Source organism: Arenibaculum pallidiluteum (assembly GCF_017355985.1).
Lineage (GTDB): Bacteria > Pseudomonadota > Alphaproteobacteria > Azospirillales > Azospirillaceae > Arenibaculum > Arenibaculum pallidiluteum.
On the sequence record NZ_JAFIQU010000005.1, the window covers coordinates 1 to 16,633 of the forward strand.

Annotated in this window: 12 protein-coding genes; 9 read left to right on the plus strand and 3 right to left on the minus strand. The window is 70.3% G+C overall.

Features of this window, described 5'->3' with window-relative positions; all coding sequences use genetic code 11:
* The first annotated feature begins 234 nt into the window (after nt 1-234).
* The 5 genes from JUB13_RS11925 to JUB13_RS11945 all read left to right on the plus strand — a co-directional run bounded on the left by JUB13_RS11925 (nt 235) and on the right by JUB13_RS11945 (nt 4,831).
* Nucleotides 235-1,191 carry a D-2-hydroxyacid dehydrogenase family protein gene (locus tag JUB13_RS11925; protein ID WP_207479061.1) on the plus strand — a complete coding sequence of 319 codons (957 nt, stop codon included), beginning with the start codon at nt 235-237 and terminating at the stop codon, nt 1,189-1,191.
* Nucleotides 1,192-1,412: 221 nt separating this feature from the next.
* A complete protein-coding gene (locus JUB13_RS11930; RefSeq protein WP_207479063.1) occupies nt 1,413-2,849 on the plus strand; it encodes a short-chain fatty acid transporter in 1,437 nt (478 codons plus the stop codon).
* A 138-nt stretch (nt 2,850-2,987) separates the two neighbouring features.
* The gene (locus tag JUB13_RS11935) at nt 2,988-3,719 is read left to right on the plus strand and encodes a Crp/Fnr family transcriptional regulator (protein WP_207479066.1); all 732 of its coding nucleotides are present in this window, start codon (nt 2,988-2,990) and stop codon (nt 3,717-3,719) included.
* Nucleotides 3,720-3,850: 131 nt separating this feature from the next.
* A complete protein-coding gene (locus JUB13_RS11940) occupies nt 3,851-4,357 on the plus strand; it encodes a DUF4399 domain-containing protein (RefSeq protein WP_207479068.1) in 507 nt (168 codons plus the stop codon).
* Between the two features lie 39 nt (nt 4,358-4,396).
* A complete protein-coding gene (locus JUB13_RS11945; protein WP_207479073.1) occupies nt 4,397-4,831 on the plus strand; it encodes a DUF4399 domain-containing protein in 435 nt (144 codons plus the stop codon).
* A gap of 48 nt (nt 4,832-4,879) precedes the next feature.
* On the opposite strand, the gene JUB13_RS11950 is transcribed toward JUB13_RS11945, so the two are convergent.
* From JUB13_RS11950 to JUB13_RS11960, 3 genes are all read right to left on the minus strand, one after another.
* Entirely contained in the window at nt 4,880-7,657 is a 2,778-nt protein-coding gene (locus JUB13_RS11950; RefSeq protein ID WP_207479081.1) for an SUMF1/EgtB/PvdO family nonheme iron enzyme, read from the minus strand.
* 245 nt (nt 7,658-7,902) lie between these two features.
* On the minus strand, nt 7,903-9,789 hold the full coding sequence (locus tag JUB13_RS11955) for an adenylate/guanylate cyclase domain-containing protein (protein ID WP_207479083.1): 1,887 nt from the start codon (nt 9,787-9,789) through the stop codon (nt 7,903-7,905).
* 20 nt (nt 9,790-9,809) lie between these two features.
* Nucleotides 9,810-10,925, minus strand: coding sequence for a DUF4384 domain-containing protein (locus JUB13_RS11960; RefSeq protein WP_207479085.1), 1,116 nt, complete (start codon nt 10,923-10,925; stop codon nt 9,810-9,812).
* A 420-nt stretch (nt 10,926-11,345) separates the two neighbouring features.
* On the opposite strand from JUB13_RS11960, the gene JUB13_RS11965 reads away from it, so the two are divergent.
* From JUB13_RS11965 to xylA, 4 genes are all read left to right on the plus strand, one after another.
* Nucleotides 11,346-12,602, plus strand: a complete 1,257-nt coding sequence (locus tag JUB13_RS11965; protein WP_207479087.1) for a methyl-accepting chemotaxis protein — start codon at nt 11,346-11,348, stop codon at nt 12,600-12,602.
* Between the two features lie 111 nt (nt 12,603-12,713).
* A complete protein-coding gene (locus JUB13_RS11970) occupies nt 12,714-13,748 on the plus strand; it encodes a LacI family DNA-binding transcriptional regulator (RefSeq protein ID WP_207479088.1) in 1,035 nt (344 codons plus the stop codon).
* A 46-nt stretch (nt 13,749-13,794) separates the two neighbouring features.
* Nucleotides 13,795-15,252: a xylulokinase gene (gene xylB, locus JUB13_RS11975; RefSeq protein WP_207479090.1), complete on the plus strand. Its 1,458-nt coding sequence runs from the start codon at nt 13,795-13,797 to the stop codon at nt 15,250-15,252.
* Nucleotides 15,249-16,592 carry a xylose isomerase gene (gene xylA / locus JUB13_RS11980; protein WP_207479092.1) on the plus strand — a complete coding sequence of 448 codons (1,344 nt, stop codon included), beginning with the start codon at nt 15,249-15,251 and terminating at the stop codon, nt 16,590-16,592. Before xylB ends, xylA begins: the two co-directional genes overlap by 4 nt.
* Nucleotides 16,593-16,633: the final 41 nt, after the last annotated feature.

Sequence of the window (16,633 nt, forward strand, 5' to 3'; positions counted from 1 at the left end):
CGAGACCGCCTGGAAGATCTACCAGGCCATGCTCAAGGAAGAGGGCTGACAGCCCCGCCGCTGACAGTCCGCCGGCGCCACGGCCCCGAGCGGGGCCGCCGGAGCCCCCGTCCGCAACGGCATCGTGCCATGCGCGCCGCGCCGGCATCGCGCGCCCGATAGACCCCGATAGACGCTGTCGGGCCTCGCCGCCGGCCACTAGGATGGCGCGGACGCCGGTAAGGGGGACGGCGCATGCTGAATTGCGCGATTCTCGACGACTACCAGAAAGTCGCGCTGACGATGGCCGACTGGCAGCCACTGCGCGCGCAGGTCGGCATCGAGGTCCTTGATTCCCATTTTGCGGATCGCGAAGCGCTCGCCCGGCGGCTCGAAGGGTTCGAAATCCTCGTCGCCATGCGCGAGCGCACCCCCTTCGACGCCTGGCTGCTGGACCGGCTGCCACGGCTGAAGCTGCTGGTCACCACCGGCATGCGCAACGCCGCGATCGACATGGCGGCCGCCAGGGTGCGCGGCGTGACGGTTTGCGGCACCGAGGGATCGGGCGCCTCCGCCGCCGAAATGACCTGGGGACTGCTGCTCGCTCTCGCGCGGCGCATCCCACGCGAGGCGGCGGGGTTCCGCGACGGCAGGTGGCAGAGCACGCTGGGCATCGATCTGCGCGGCAGGCGGCTCGGGATCGTCGGCCTCGGCAATCTCGGCCGGCGTGTCGCGCGCTACGGCCTCGCCTTCGAGATGCGGGTGACGGGCTGGAGCCGCAGCCTGACTGAGGAGGCGAGCCGGGCCATGGGGATCGAGCACGCCGCCTCTCTGGACGAACTGCTGCAAGGCTCGGACGTCGTGACGATTCACCTGCCGCTGACCGCCGAGACCCGCGGGCTCGTCGGCGCCCGCGAGCTCGGCCTGATGAAGCCCGGCGCCCTCCTGGTGAACACCGCGCGCGGCCCCATCGTGGACGAAGCCGCGCTGATATCTGCCCTGGAGGCACGCCGCATCGGCGGCGCAGCGCTCGACGTCTTCGACGTGGAGCCGCTTCCCTCCCGCCATGCCTTGCGCGAACTCGACAACGTGGTGGCGACGCCGCATCTCGGCTACGTCACCGAGGACACCTATCGTGTCTTCTTCACCCAGGCCGTCGAGGACATCGCAGCCTGGCTCGCAGGCGCGCCTCTGCGCGTGCTGAACGGCTGATCGCCCGCGGCTCCGCGGGCATTGCGCCGGCTTTCTCGGCGCGGTCCGCTGCCGCAAGCCACATACCAGCCCGGCATTTCGCGGTCACCCATACTGCATTCCCCAGTTCGGCACCCGCGCGAGGGAGCTCGGGCCGGCGGAACCGATCGTTGCGGCCGACGTTCCGGAGGGCGCCTGATGCGCCTGACGGCCCAGGTTTGATCGAGAGGGAACTGCATGAAATGACCGACGCAACCAACATCCGGCCCGACGCCGCGCCCGCTGCCGAGGACGGCGAGCGGCAGGGCTGGCTCGCCCGCCTGGCCATCGGCTTTACGGAATGGGCCGAGAAATGGTTTCCCGACGCCTTCGTCTTCGTCGTCCTGGCGGTGATCGCGGTCGCCTTGGGCAATCTCGCGACGGGGGCCACGCCGCTCGCCATCGCCAAGGGCTTCGGCGACGGCTTCTGGACGCTGATCCCCTTCACCATGCAAATGGCGATGGTGGCCATCACCGGCTACGTGGTGGCGAGCTCGCCGCCGGCCACCCGCCTGATCGAATGGATCGCCCGCTTCCCGAAGACGGGACGCGGCGCCGTCGCCTTCGTGGCCTTCGTCAGCATGGCGGCGTCCTATTTCAACTGGGCGCTGAGCCTGGTTTTCGGCGCGCTGCTGGTGCGCGCGCTGGCGCGCCGCGCCGACCTGCGCATGGACTACCGGGCGGCCGGCGCCGCGGCCTATCTCGGCCTCGGCGCCACCTGGGCGCTGGGGCTCAGCTCGTCCTCGGCCATGCTCCAGGCCAACCCGGCGAGCCTGCCGAAGTCGATCTCGGACATCACCGGAGTGATCCCGCTGAGCGAGACCATCTTCCTGTGGCAGTCGATCGTCATGGGCGCGCTGATCTTCGCGGCATCGGTGATCATCGCGTATTTCTCGGCTCCGTCGGACCGGTACGTCCGCACCGCGGCCGATTTTGGCATCGACGTGACCGAAAAGCAGGAGGTCGCCCCCAGGATGACCCGCCCGGGCGAGTGGTTCGAGTTCAGCCCGGTTCTGCCGCTGCTCCTGGTGCTGCTCGCCGTCGGCTTCATGATCAACGAGTTCGCGACCAAGGACGCGCTGCTCGTGATCTCGAACCTGAACACCTACAACTTCGTCTTCCTGATGCTCGGCGTGCTCCTGCACTGGAACATCCGCAGCTTCCTGACAGCCGTCGCGAGGGCGGTGCCGACGGCCGGCGGCGTGCTGATCCAGTTCCCGCTCTACGGCGCCATCGCGACGATGCTGACCGCCGTGAACGGCTCGGACGGCGTGTCGATCTCCCATCACCTCGCAAGCATCTTCGTCGGCATCGCCAATATCCACACTTTCCCCGTGGTGATCGGGATCTACTCGGCGGTGCTGGGCTTCCTGGTCCCCTCGGGCGGCGGCAAGTGGATCATCGAGGCGCCCTACGTGATGCAGGCGGCGGTCGACCTCAAGGCCCATCTCGGCTGGGCCGTGCAGGTCTACAACGCGGCCGAGGCGCTGCCGAACCTGATCAACCCCTTCTGGATGCTGCCGCTGCTGGGCGTACTTGGCCTGAAGGCGCGAGACATCGTCGGCTTCTGCTTCACCCAGCTCCTGGCGCATGTTCCGCTGGTGCTGTTCCTGCTGTGGATCCTCGCCTACACGCTGTGACGGCGCGGCGGCGCGGACCCGCGGCCGGCCGGGGGAGGTGACGTCTCCCCCGGCGGGCGCCGATGCGCAGGGGGTACTGCGATCCCGCCGCCTGCTCGCCGAAGCAGCCGGTCCCCCGGAGCTGCCGGCGGCGCAAGAATGCCGCTCCGAAGCCGGGCGGTGGACATGGTGCAGATCAAGTTCGACAAGGAGCTTGTGCTCGCTCAGCATTTCCTGCTGAAGCACCTCGACCGCGAGTACCTGCGCCACCTCGCGCAGTCCGCGACCCTTGCCTCCTTTCCCCGGAATCGGACGATCTTCCAGAAGGGCGATCCCGGCGACAGCATGATGGCCGTGATACGCGGGCGGGTGAAGATCTGCACGCATTCCGCCGACGGCAAGGAACTGGTCCTCAACATCATCGGCAACGGCGGCCTGTTCGGCGAGATCGCGCTTCTCGACGGCGAGCCGCGCACGGCCGACGCGGTCGCGCTGGACGAGACCGATCTGCTGGTGCTCTCTCGGGCGCAGTTCCTGCCGACCATGACGGCGCGCCCGGACATGGCCCTGCGCCTGATCGCGGTCCTGTGCAAGCGTCTGCGGCTGACCAGCGAGCATCTCGAGGATGCCTTGCTGCTCGATGTCCCCTCCCGGGTGGCGCGCGCGCTGCTGCGGCTCGCGGAAGCCTTCGGCCGGCCGGCGGGCGATGCGGTCCGCATCGACATCAAGCTGTCCCAGCAGCAGATCGGCACGCTGGTCGGCATTTCGCGCGAGAGCGTGAACAAACAGCTCGTCGACTGGCAGCGCGACGGCATGATCTCCGTGGAATCAGGCCTGATTACGCTGCTCGACGGCGAAGGGCTGCGCGCGGTCGCGGCCTCGGCCATGTGAGTTCGCCGCCGGACCCGAGCGTGCAGCATAACCGAACGATCGGCTAGTCAAGATAACGCCATTGCACGGATGAGCTTTTGCCCTGAGCGCTTGTCCGTTCCAGTCTCCGTTGGCAAGCTGGGAGCTGCGCGATGAAGAGGCTGGTCTTGAGCGTTGTTACATTTGTATTGTCCGCGCCGGCTTTCGCCCAGGATCCATTCGGCGATCATTCGGGCGAGCACGGAGATGCACTGCATGCCCATGAGGTTGCCGCCGAAACGTCGGGCCAGTCCGCCGGCGGCCGCCAGCCCGCGCCGAAGAATGCGCGCGCCTATATCATCTGGCCGGTCGACGGGGCCGTGATCAAGGGAGGCAGGTTCTGGCTCCGAATGGGGCTCCAGGGCGTGGGGGTCGCCCCGGCCGGCATCTACAATCCCAACACCGGGCACCATCACGTCCTGATCGACACCGATCTGCCGCCGCTCGACGAGCCGATCCCGAACGATTCCAAGCATCTCCATTTCGGAGCCGGCCAGACCGAGGCGCGGATCACGCTGCCGCCCGGCCGGCATACGCTGCAGCTTCTTCTGGGGGACGGCGATCACGTCCCGCACGACCCGCCCGTGATGTCGCAACGGATCACGGTGACCGTCCCCTGACGGCGCGTCTCGGACGCACAGCAAGGAGAAAGAGAGCCCATGACGCCCAGGATGGTCTTCTGCCTCGTCGGTCTCGCCCATGCGGCGCTGCTTCCATCCGGAGCGGCCGCCGAGGGCGGGCGTGCCACGGCACCCAAGAGCGCCTACTGCTACATCGGATGGCCCAATGACGGCGAGGTCGTGTCCGGGCGCTTTAAGGTCTGGTTCGGGACGCGGGATTTCGGCGTCGCGCCGTCGGGCGTCACGCGGCCGAACACCGGGCACCACCACCTGCTGATCAATGCGGACCTGCCGCCGCTCGACGAGCCGATCCCCAACGACGCGCAGCATCTGCATTTCGGCGGCGGGCAGACCGAGACCTACCTGGAGCTTCCTCCCGGGCGCTACACGCTCCAGCTCCTGATGGGCGACGCCGAGCACATCCCGCACGACCCGCCGGTCATGTCCAAGAAGATCACCATCACCGTTCGCTAGCCACGGTGCGCCGGAGGGGGCGCGGTGGTTCCGCCGCAGGCCGCCCCCTCAGTTCAGGTCCCGGGCAACCCGCAATCCATGGGCGAAGTACCGCACATCGGCATCGTAGCCGATGCGGTAGGTTGCCGTGACGTCCTTGCGCTCGCTGCGCCAGGATCCGCCGCGCAGCGTCCGCTGCCGGCATCCCGCCTCCTCGCGCGGCCTGCCCTCCGGACTGGCTCCCGCATGGGTTTGGGACCAGCAGTCAGCGACCCACTCGGCCACCCCGCCGTTCATTCCGTGCAGGCCGAAGGGGTTCTCCCTGAAGGACCCAACGGCCGCCGGGGTCAGCCGCTCATAGGGGCCGCCGCAATCCGCGCAATTCGCGAAGTCGCCGGAGGCGCCTCCCCACCAGAAGAGGCCCGAGGTGCCGGCCTTGGCGGCATACTCCCATTCGGCTTCCGAGGGCAGCCGGTAGCGCTGGCCGGTCTTGCGGCTCAGCCACTTCACGTAGGCGTCCGCGTCCAGCCAATGGACGTTGTGCACGGGCGTCGCGTCGGTGGCGTTGGTCATGCGCGGCAGTTGCGGGCAACCGCCCTCGTCGACGCAGGTCTTCCACTCGGCCACGGTCACCTCGTAGGCGCCGAGCGCGAACGGCTTCGCAAGCGTCACTCCGACGACCGGGCGTTCCGCCAGCGGGCCGCCCTCCCGGCCGAGCGAGACGGAGCCCGGCTTCAGACGGATCATGACGGGGCAGGTCTCGCAGTCCTTGAAGGCATTCGCCTTGCCATGGGTGCGCGATGCCGCGTCGGGCGGTTGGGTCGCGGCGACCTGCGGATCGCTGCCGGGCCGGCCGGCGGGCTCGGGCGCCGCGGCCGTCGTCGTGGGCGCCTGCTCGCGCCCGGATGGCACCGCTGCAACCGCTGCGGGCGGCGCCTGCTCCGGCTGCGCGGGCGGATCGGCCCGCAGCAGCGATGCATGGACGAAGCCGGGCGCGCCGTTCGGCAGGGCAACGCGATACCAGGTCGAATCCTGGACCATGCCGAGCACGCGCACCTTCTCGCCGGCGGCGAGCTGTCGGATGCGCGGCGCGCTCGCGCTTGGCGCGCCGCGCACGACGGCGGCCGAAACGGCGGTGAAGGTCTCGGCCGCCGTCACGCCACGCTCCGCGTTCTCGGGTGCCGCCGGTAAGGGGGGCGGCTGGGGCGTGCCCTGAGGTGCGGCCGGGGATGCGCGGGGAGGCGCCAGCGCCGCGACTTCCGGCGCCGGCTTCGCGCCGCCCTCCAGGCGCGACAGCGCCTGGCGCGCGAGGCCCACATGGCTGCCGTCGGGGAAGAGATCCAGGAAGGCCTTCAGCCGCTCGGGCCTTTCGGTATCCCTGACGGAACGCCAGAGGCTTTGCTCCAGGTCGGTGGCCGGCGTCTCGCCGGGCGCCGCGACCTCGATCGTCATCTCGGATTCCGCGCGCCCTCCGCGCCCGTCCTCGTAGGCGATCACGAGCGAACCCGCCACTCCCGGCGGCATGCGCTCGGGATCGAAGGTCAGCTCGTCCAGCGCATCGAGCTCCAGCCGGTCGCCGGGCCTGACCGTCCGGTCGCCGACCTGGATCCTGCCCTTCTCGGGAACGGCGGAGACGGTCGCCACCAGCGGGTCGCCGTCCGGGTCGACGGCGGGCTCCAGCCGCAGGGCCGTCGGCACGATGCGGAGCTTTCGCGCCGTCGTTGCGACCGGCGGGCGGTTGCTGGCGCGGATCACGACGCGCACGGCGCCGCGGGCTACGCCGCCGCGATTGTCCATGACCGAGAAATCGAAGCTGCCTGCATCGCCGACGGCCGAGCCGTCTCCCTGGAAGGTCGTCGCCGCCAGTTGCTCGGGCGTCAGATAATCCCCGATCAGCACGAGCCGGTCGGCGATCCGGATGCTGCCGCCGCGTGGCAACCCCGTGACCTGCGCGAAGAGCTGGTCGTCGTCGGGGTCCGTCGGGCGGCCGATGCGCAGCGGCTGCTCCGGCCCGCGGTCCAGCGCCTCCACCGGCGGGATGCTGCCCAGGACGGGCTCGCGGTTGGCAGGCTTCGGGTTGAAGTAGAAGGGCGTTGCCCCGAGTGACCCAAAGATGAAGGGCTCCTGCCGGTTGCTCGTCGCCGCCTTCACGGTGTCCCTGACCTGCCGGAAGAAGAGGCTGAGCTCCACCCCCGGGGTCTGCAAATGCTCGAGCAGCGCTGCCGTATAGGGGCTGTTCTGGCCGGTGCCGTCCTCGGCGATCGTGTCGGCCCGGGTCGCCAGCGCCACCAGCGTGTCGCTCGGCGTGTCGTCGATCCGGGCCAAGCCCGCGCCAACCTGGACACGGGCGGCCGTCCGCGAGAGCCTGTCAACGAACGGGTTGTTGCGGCAGGCGTCGAGGATCAGGATCCCGAGCTTGCGGGCTTGGGCCAGTTCGCCCAATGGCAGGTTGAGCGGCATGGCCTCATAGACGAGGTCGCGCTCGCGCTCCAGGCGCGCGTCCGCCGGGATTAGGTAGTTGTGCCCGCTCACCTGGATGCCGTGGCCGGCATAGTAGATCAGCGCCACATCCGCTTGGCTGGCCTTCACGCCGAAGTTCCTCAGCGCCTCGCCAAACTCGCGGATGTCGAGGTCGAGCTGCTCGTCGGCATCGAAGCCCAGGCGCCGTAGGGTGGCGGCGATGGCCCGCGCATCGTTGCCGGGATTTGGCAGGCTTGGCGCGTGCTGGTAGCTGCCGATGCCGATCACAAGCGCGACGCGCCGCTCCTGGCCAAGTGCGGAGGAGGCGATCCCCGAACAGACAAGCGTCCCAATCAGGACGAAGAGCAAGCGAAGGCCGCGCATCATGCTCCACCATGCTGCGACGCCGCCAATGCGAGCCGCCGCGGACTGCCGGATCGCAGCACGGGAGCCCGGGCGGTTCATGGGACGTCGACAGGTTCGGTACACAGTACCGAAACGCCAGTATCGCAAAAAATCGGCGTGGCGTCGACTTCGTCTGCGCTCTCTCTTGGTGAATATTACAAACGTAGTCAGAAAGCTCGATCGCGGCCGCAAATATCACTATCGATATCGTTGCGACCCAGGTCTGCTCAGGCCGTTGCGGCATCCGCGGTGTCGTCCTGCAGCGGAGTCCCGGAGATTTGCCAGACGCGGACGGTCCGCTCCTTGCCCTTCAGGGCCATCTCGCCGACCGGAAGGCCCGATACGGTGTCCCGCAAAGCGCGCCAGGTCGGCTCACCGACGATGATCCTGCAGGTGCTGCCCGGCGGCCGCGCGACGGTCTTGGCGAGCGCCTCGAGACGCGCCGCGGTGTTCGCGGTATCGCCGAGCAGCGAGTATTCGAGATGCCGAAGGCCGCCCAGGCTGCCGGCGACCACGGGGCCCGTGTGGATCCCGATCCGGATTCCCACGGCGGGGAGTCCTTGCGCGCGCCAGCGTGCGTTCAGAAGGTCGAGCTCGTCGGCCATGGCAAGGGCGCAGTCGACCGCCCGGCGCGCATCGGCCTCGATCTCGGCCTGCGTCGTCCGGGGAACCGGGACGCCGAAGGCCGCGAGGATCGCGTCGCCGACGAAGCGCAGTACGATACCGTCATGCGCCGCGACGATCCTGACCATCGCGTCCAGATAGGCTTCCAGCCATTCGATCAGGGGTTCCGGATCCAGCCTCTCGCAGATACCCGTGAAGCCCTCGATGTCCGAGAAGAGGACCGTCGCGGTCAGCGTCTGCGGCTTCGGGCGGCCGCCGGACAGGAACGCGTCGCGCCTGCGCCAGATATCCTCGGCGATCGGCTGGGAGACGTGCTTCGCGAAAAGCCCCATGATCATCTGCCGCTCGGCCCGGTTCCGGAGCGACGCATGGGCGGTCATTGCGCCCTGCGCCGCCAGCAGGCCCAGGCTCGCGGCCAGCGGAGGGATCAAGGGGCCGCCGCCGGCGATCAGGGCGGCGCTGCCACCCCAGAGCGCTGCCAGGCACCCCAGAAGTCCGGCGGCCTGGAGCCACAGGGCGCGCCCGGCCATGCCGAGAAGCGCGCCCGCCGCGCAGAAGGCGAGGACGAGCATGGCCTCGGGGCCAGCCCCCAGCCTGGGCGCGATCCTCCCGTCCAGGATCTGAGCCAGCACGTGTCCCTGGATCGCCACGCCGGAGATGTCGCGCCCGGCCTCGGAGAGCGGCGTCCGATGGTGGTCGGTGCCGACGAGATCGGTGCCGACCAGCACGATCCTGTCCCGCAGCCAGGCGTCCGGGAGCAGCCGGACCGCCTCTGCGGGATAGGTCGGCATGGCCGGAACGGTTGCGGCCGGAGCGCGCCGCCAGGCGATGCGGAAAGGCTCGTCGGGAGCCCTGGCGCCGACGGCCTCGGCGATCCGTGCCGGAAAGCTCGGCGTTCCGTCCGGGCCGCGCGGGACGTGCCAGCGGACGGTGCCGTCCACGCGGTCCTTGGCGACGTTCGCATGCCCGAGCGGCACGCCCTCCAGGAAGGTATCGAGCTGTGCGCGCTGGCGCGGCGTCAACGGTGTGTGATCGAGCGCCGTGGTCGCCACCACGGGCACCGCTGCATCGTGCATGGCCTCGCGCAGCCGTGCGTCGTGCTCGGGGGAGGTCGGCTGGTCGAACAGCAGGTCGAGCCCGATGGCGCGAACGCGCGCCCGTTGCAGGCGCTCGATCAACTCGGCCAGGAAGGCGCGGTCGATCGGCGATCGGCAGGCGAGCTGCGAGACCGTGTCCTCGCCGACGGTGACAAGAACGATCCCCTGGTGCTGCGGTTCCGGCGGGGCGAAGCGTTGCAGCACCAGGTCGGCGGCAAGTTCGTCGACCGATCCGATGGCGGGCACGAGATGCGGCAGGGCGAGTGCGGAAACCGCCGCGACCGCCGCGACGGCGCCGGCGGTGGCAAGGCGGCAGCGCGCCTCCCCGGCGCCCTGGCGTGGGCCTGAAGCGCTTTCGCGGTCGACAGGGTTCGGTGCGCCGTTCGTTGCCATCTGCCTTCGGCCGCGCCTCCTCACCGGGTCCGCAGCAGCACCTGGCCGGTCGCCGCGGACCCGCGCGGGATCGCGTCGAAAGCCGCGTCGAGCCGCGCCTGCGCCCCGCCGTCCAGTGGCGTGGAGGCCGCCGCCGCGGGCAGGATGTCAGGCAGGGAAGCATCGGTCGCGAAGCACCGGATGTCCTGGTCCTCGGCATTCAGCGCGGTGGGCATGCGCGCGCCCGGCATCTCGAGCGGCGCATCGGCCCTCACGAGGGGGCCGGCGGACGAGGGCGACGGGAAGATCGGCAGGATCGCGCCGCGCACATCGCGCAGCAGGCAGTATACCTTCGCATCACGGCTCGTCCGGGCGGTCAGCCGGACCGGCTCCCCCTTGCGGAAGACTGGGTCGGGGCCGCGGTCGGTGGACAGGTAGATCTCGACCGGCGCGACGGCGTCCCGCATCGCGGCGAGGAGGACGCGGGCCTGCTGCGTGCAGCCGGCCGATGCAAGCGCGATCGGCAGCCCCCTGGTGCGGATGGCTTCCGCATCGAGAACGCGGATCTCCACAGCCGTCCGAGCCGCGCCGTCGGTGCCCGCGACATGGACGCGGATCCCGTCCGCAAGCGGGATTTCCTTGGTCGGCCAGGGCGCGTCGCCATCCGCTGTCCAGGACAGCACTGCGCGGTTCCGGCCGGCCTCGTCGGACAGCGTCATCCGCGCGAAGGCGGGGGCGGCCGGGCGGGCGACGAGCGGTGCGTGGCCGGGCGCAGTGCAGTGGCGGCCGCTTGCGGTGAGGTCCATGGGCGGCACCCTCCGCGAGGCGTCCGCGCTGCCCGGAGCCAAGCTCCGCGAGGCGGCCACGTCCTCCTGGGAGAACCGTGTCGTCCCGCGATTGCGGGACGGTTCGGCAGCTGCAGCCGCGGCCGACCCCAGATCGCCATCGAAGGGGCCGCGCAGGGGTACCGTCCGCCCGGAAGCCAGCAGGAGGATCGCGCTCGCCCCGTCCGGCAGGCTCAGGCGCGAGCCGTCAGGGACGACCTGCCCAAGGGCCAGGGCAGGCGCCGTCGTTGCGAGGACGATCGCCTCCTCGGCTTTCGATGGGGCCGCGCTCAGCAGGGCCGCTGCGAGGGCGGCGACGGGCGCGAGCCTCATTCCCAAACTCCACGCGGTCGGCGAAGGGGAGAGCCTCCCGCCGTCTCGCTGGCTTGTCCAGTCGGGCGCATGGCTAAGACGGACGCTCCGTCCTATCCAAACGGGCGGGGCGCGCAAAGGCCTGATCGCTGTCATGTCATGTCTCCGCGTGATCGCGTGGCGCCGGCGGCGGTCGCGCCGGACGCGGCTCCCCTCAGGAAAGCCCATGACGCCGGCTGGCGCTGTGGCGCCGTCAACTCCGGTGCGCACAAGGCGGGCCGGGGCATGGCGGAGGCGGGATCCGGACTTTGGCGTCCCGCATGGCGCCGGCAGCTCTTAACCAACGGTTTACGCCGATGCTGCATATTTGTTTAGCATATTTGTTTAGCTGGCAATTTGCTTCGTAACCAATCTGTCGGCAGCAGCAGGGGGCGCCCGGAGATGATGAATCCGCTGTCCGCGATCAGGCGGCTCGCAAAGCTGGAGCGCAAGCATGCGGAGCTCCAGACCTGGTTCGAATCCGCGATGATGATGATCGATTGCGTGCCGGTGCCGCTGCTGTGGTGCGACACCGAGCAGGGCTTCACCGTCACCTACGCGAACCGGGCCTCCAAGGATCTGGTCGACCGGCTGGGCGCCGCGTTCCCCGCCGCGCGGAACGAGCTGTCAGGGCGCCACGTAGCGGACCTGTTCCCGCGGATCGCCGAGGATCTCCGGGCCGTCCTGCCCGATCCGGCCCGGCTGCCCTACCGCGCGCGCATCCCGCTCGGGCAGGACGTGGTCGACGTCAGCATCGTGGCCGTCCACGACAGGCGCGGCACCTATTGCGGCGCGATGCTGACCTGGCCGGCCGTGACCGAGCAGGTGCGCACGGCCGAGGCGTTCGAGGCCTCGGTCAAGGGGCTGGTCGGCCATGTGGCGGCTTCCAGCGCGCGCCTGCGGGACACCGCGGGCGGCATGATGGGCATCGCCCAGCAGACCAGCCGCCATGCCTCGGAATCGGCCCGGGCGTCGGAAGGCACGCTGGCCAACATGGAGACCGTGGCCTCTGCTGCCGACCAGCTCTCCGTCTCCGTCTCCGAGATATCGCGCCATGTCGCCCAGTCCGCGGACATCGCGCAGCAGGCCCTGCGCGAGGCCGAGAGGACGAACGGCACGGTGGCCGGCCTGGTCGAGACCGCCCGCCGGATCGGCGAGGTGGTGGGGATCATTTCAGGCGTCGCCCAGCAGACGAACCTTCTGGCGCTGAACGCCACGATCGAGGCGGCGCGCGCCGGCGAGGCCGGCAAGGGCTTTGCCGTGGTTGCGAGCGAAGTGAAGAACCTCGCCGGGCAGACCGCGAAGGCGACCGAGGAGATCCAGGGCCGCATCATCGAGATGCAGGAGGTGGTGCGCAGCTCGGCCTCCGCGATCGAGGGGATCGGCGGGACGATCGCCCGCATCAACGAGTCCTCGGGCACGATCGCCGCCGCAGTGGAGGAGCAGGCCGCAGCGACCCAGGAAATCGCTCGCAACGTCCAGGAGGCATCGCGCGGTACCCGCAGCGTCACCGAGGCGATCGGCGCGGCCTCTGCCGCCGCCGAGGAAACCGGTGGAATCGCGCGCGAGGTCCTGGACGGGGCGGGGAAGCTGCAGGACCAGGCCACTGCGCTGACAGATGCCGTGGACGGTTTCCTGCGGCGTATCATGGCCGTCTGAGACGGCGCCCCGCCGCCGGGGAGCTCAAATTGAGGTGTGGTTTCCGGTTTTGAGGTGATGACCTCAGATTTCTGAGTTGTGCCCCTCATGCGGTGGCGCGATGATGCCGGCATGGAGCGTCGGAGCCGCATCACCCTGAGGGACGTCGCGCGCGAGGCGGGCGTAAGCCTCGCCACCGTCGATCGCGTGCTGAACGATCGGTCCGGCGTACGCTCGAAGACCGCCGAGACCGTCGAGGCGGTGATGCAGCGCCTCGGCTACCGTGCCGAGGTGCCGGGCTTCCGGCGTGGCAGGGACACCCTGCGCCGGCTTCTCTTCGTGCTGCCCGAGGGCGGCAACAGCTTCATGGAGATCCTGGAAGCCCAGGTGGCACGCGTCGCCGAGCTCTACGCTCCGTCGGGCGTGCGGATCACGACGCGCACCGTCGACGTGTTCGACCCGTCCGCCCTGGCCTCCGTGATCGAGGAGATCGGGGCCGGGTTCGACGGCGTGGCCGTCGTCGCGCTCGACCATCCCCGCGTCAGGGGGGCCATCGACGATCTGGCGGCCAGTGGCGTCGCGGTGGTGACGCTGGTCTCCGACGTGCCGCGCTCGGCCCGCAGGCGCTTCATCGGGATCGACAATTCCGCTGCCGGCCGCACGGCGGCAAGCCTGATGGGCCGGTTCCTGCCGGGGCATGGCGGCACCGTCGCCGTGATGGCGGGGAGCCTCGCCCTGCGCGACCACGCCGAGCGGCTCTACGGCTTCGGCCAGGTGATGTCGACGGAGTTCCCGAAGGTGCGGGTATTGCCGGCGCTGGAGGGACGCGACGATACCGCCCAAAGCCGCGCGCTGGCGGTCGAGCTTCTGAAAGCGCATCCCGACCTTGGCGGGATCTACGGCGCGGGCGCGGGCACCCGCGGCATCGCCGCGGCCCTTGAGGAGGCGGGGCGCGCCGGGCGCACGATCTTCATCGGGCACGAGCTGACCGAGCATTCGCGGCGCTTCCTGCTTTCGGGCACCATGGCCGCCGTGATCAACCAGGATGCCGGCCACGAAGCACGCTCGGCCGTGCGCGTGATGCTGGCCGCCCTCGGGGACGAGCCGCTGGTGGACGATCAGGAGCGCATCCGCATCGACATCTTCCTGAGGGACAACCTGCCCTGACGGCAACCGGCGCCCGCGAAAGGCGCCGTGGGATTGGGAGGATCGCTTGTATCTGGGAATAGACATCGGCACCTCCGGGGTGAAGGCGCTGCTTGTGGACGGGTCCGAGCGGATCGTCGCCACGGCCACCAGCCCGCTCGAGGTGTCCCGGCCCCATGAGGGCTGGTCCGAGCAGAACCCCGAGGACTGGTGGGCGGCGACGCTGGCGGCCGTCGACGCGATCCGGACGGAGGCGCCGGCCGCGCTCGCCGAGGTGGCCGGCATCGGGCTTTCGGGCCAGATGCACGGGGCGACCCTGCTGGGCGAGGGCGATGCCGTGCTGCGTCCCTGCATCCTGTGGAACGACGGCCGCTCGGCGGCCGAATGCCGCGAGATGGAGGCCGCCTGTCCGGACCTCCATGCCGTCGCAGGGAATCTTGCCATGCCGGGCTTCACGGCGCCCAAGCTCCTCTGGGTGCGCCGGCACGAGCCCGAGGTCTTCGCGCGGATCCGCCGCGTCCTGCTGCCCAAGGCGTATGTCCGACTGCGCCTGACGGGCGAGGCGGTGGAGGAGATGTCGGACGCCGCCGGCACGCTGTGGCTCGACGTGGGTCGGCGCGACTGGTCGGACGCTCTGCTGGCGGCCACGGGCCTCGACCGCGGGGCCATGCCGCGGCTGGTCGAGGGAACGGACCCGTCGGGGACGCTCCGCGCCGAGCTGGCTTCCCGCTGGGGCATGCGCCGGGCGCCGGTGGTGGCCGGCGGCGGCGGCGACAACGCGGCGACTGCGGTGGGGCTCGGCGCCGTCCATCCCGGCGACGCCTTCGTGTCGCTCGGCACCTCGGGCGTGCTCTGGGCCACCACCGGCCGGTTCGCACCGAACCCGGCGGCCGCGGTGCATGCCTTCTGCCATGCCGTCCCTGGCATGTGGCACCAGATGGGGGTGATCCTGTCGGCGGCCTCGGCGCTGGGCTGGTGGGCGCAGGTCGCGGGCCGCACCGAAGGCGACCTGCTGGCCGAGCTGCCGGACCGCCCCGCGGCGCCGAGCGGCGCCCTTTTCCTTCCGTATCTCTCGGGCGAGCGCACGCCCCACAACGATGCCTCGGCCCGCGGCGCCTTCCTGGGGCTGGCCCACGGCATGGGGCGCCCGGAGATGACCCAGGCCGTGCTGGAGGGCGTGGCCTTCGCGGTGCGCGACGCGCTGGACGCCCTGCGCGCGGCGGGCACGGAGATCCGCTCGGCCGACGTGGTCGGTGGCGGGTCGCGCTCGCGGACCTGGATCGCGATCCTCGCCTCGGTGCTCGACCTGCCGCTCAACCGGCTCGCAGCCGGCGAGGTCGGGGCCGCGCTTGGAGCAGCCCGGCTCGGCCGGCTGGCCGCGACGGGCGAGGCGCCCTCCGCCGTCTGCCTCCCGCCCGAGCGAGTCGAGACCATCGAGCCGGATCCCGCGCTCAGCGACGCCTATTCCCATCGTCTCGCCCGCTACAGGGCGCTCTATCCCGCAATCCAAGGGGCCTTGTCATGAACGCTTCCGCCACCCCGTTCTTCTCGCGGCGCGAGCCTGTCCGCTTCGTCGGGCCGGACTCCACCGATCCCCTGTCCTTCCGCTGGTACGATCCCGAGCGCGTCGTGCTCGGCCGGCGCATGGAGGAGCATCTGCGCTTTGCAGCGGCCTACTGGCACTCCTTCGCCTGGCCAGGCGGCGATCCCTTCGGCGGCGAGACCTTCCTGCGGCCGTGGATGCACGGATCGGACGAGATGGCGCTGGCGCGCCAGAAGGCAGATGTCGCCTTCGAGATGTTCGAGCTGCTCGGCGTGCCGTACTTCTGCTTCCACGACCGGGATATCGCGCCCGAGGGCCGGACGCTGCGCGAATCGAACGCCAATGTCCGGGCCATCGCCGAGATCTTCGCGCGGAAGATGGAGAGCTCGAAGGTCCGGCTGCTCTGGGGCACCGCGAACCTGTTCTCGAACCGCAGGTACATGGCCGGCGCCGCGACGAACCCCGACCCCGAGGTCTTCGCCTATGCAGCGGCGCAGGTGAAGACGGCGCTGGAGGTCACGCACGAGCTCGGTGGTGCGAACTACGTGCTGTGGGGCGGGCGCGAGGGCTACGAGACCCTGCTGAACACCGAGCTCGGGCGCGAGCTCGACCAGCTCGGCCGGTTCCTGTCCATGGTGATCGAGCACAAGAACCGCATCGGCTTCAAGGGGACCATCCTGATCGAGCCGAAGCCCCAGGAGCCGACCAAGCACCAGTACGACTTCGACGTTGCGAGCGTGTACGGGTTCCTAGAGCGTTACGGCCTCGCCAAGGAGGTGAAGGTCAATATCGAGGCGAACCACGCGACGCTGGCGGGCCATACCTTCGAGCACGAGATCGCGCTCGCCGTCGCCCTCGGGATCTTCGGCTCCCTCGACATGAACCGGGGCGATCCGCAGTCGGGCTGGGACACCGACCAATTCCCGAACAGCGTCGCCGAGACCGCGCTCGCCATGTACCACGTGCTCAAGGGCGGCGGCTTCACCACCGGCGGCATCAATTTCGACGCGAAGATCCGGCGCCAGTCCCTGGACCCCGACGATCTCCTGCACGCGCATGTGGGCGGGATGGACGTCTGCGCTCATGGGCTCCTGATCGCCGCCTCGATGATCGAGGACGGCGGCCTTCAGCGCGCGGTGGACGAGCGCTACGCCGGCTGGGACGGTGCCGAGGGGAAAGCGATCCTGTCAGGGGCGCGCACGCTCGCGGATCTCGCCCAGCGCGTGGAGAGCCAGGACATCGAGCCGCAGCCCCGGTCGGGCCGTCAGGAATATCTCGAGAACCTGGTGAACCGCTACGTCGACCGGTCCTTCCGGCGCTAGCATCAGGCGCGGCCCGCGGCATGCCGCGGGCCGCCATTCCT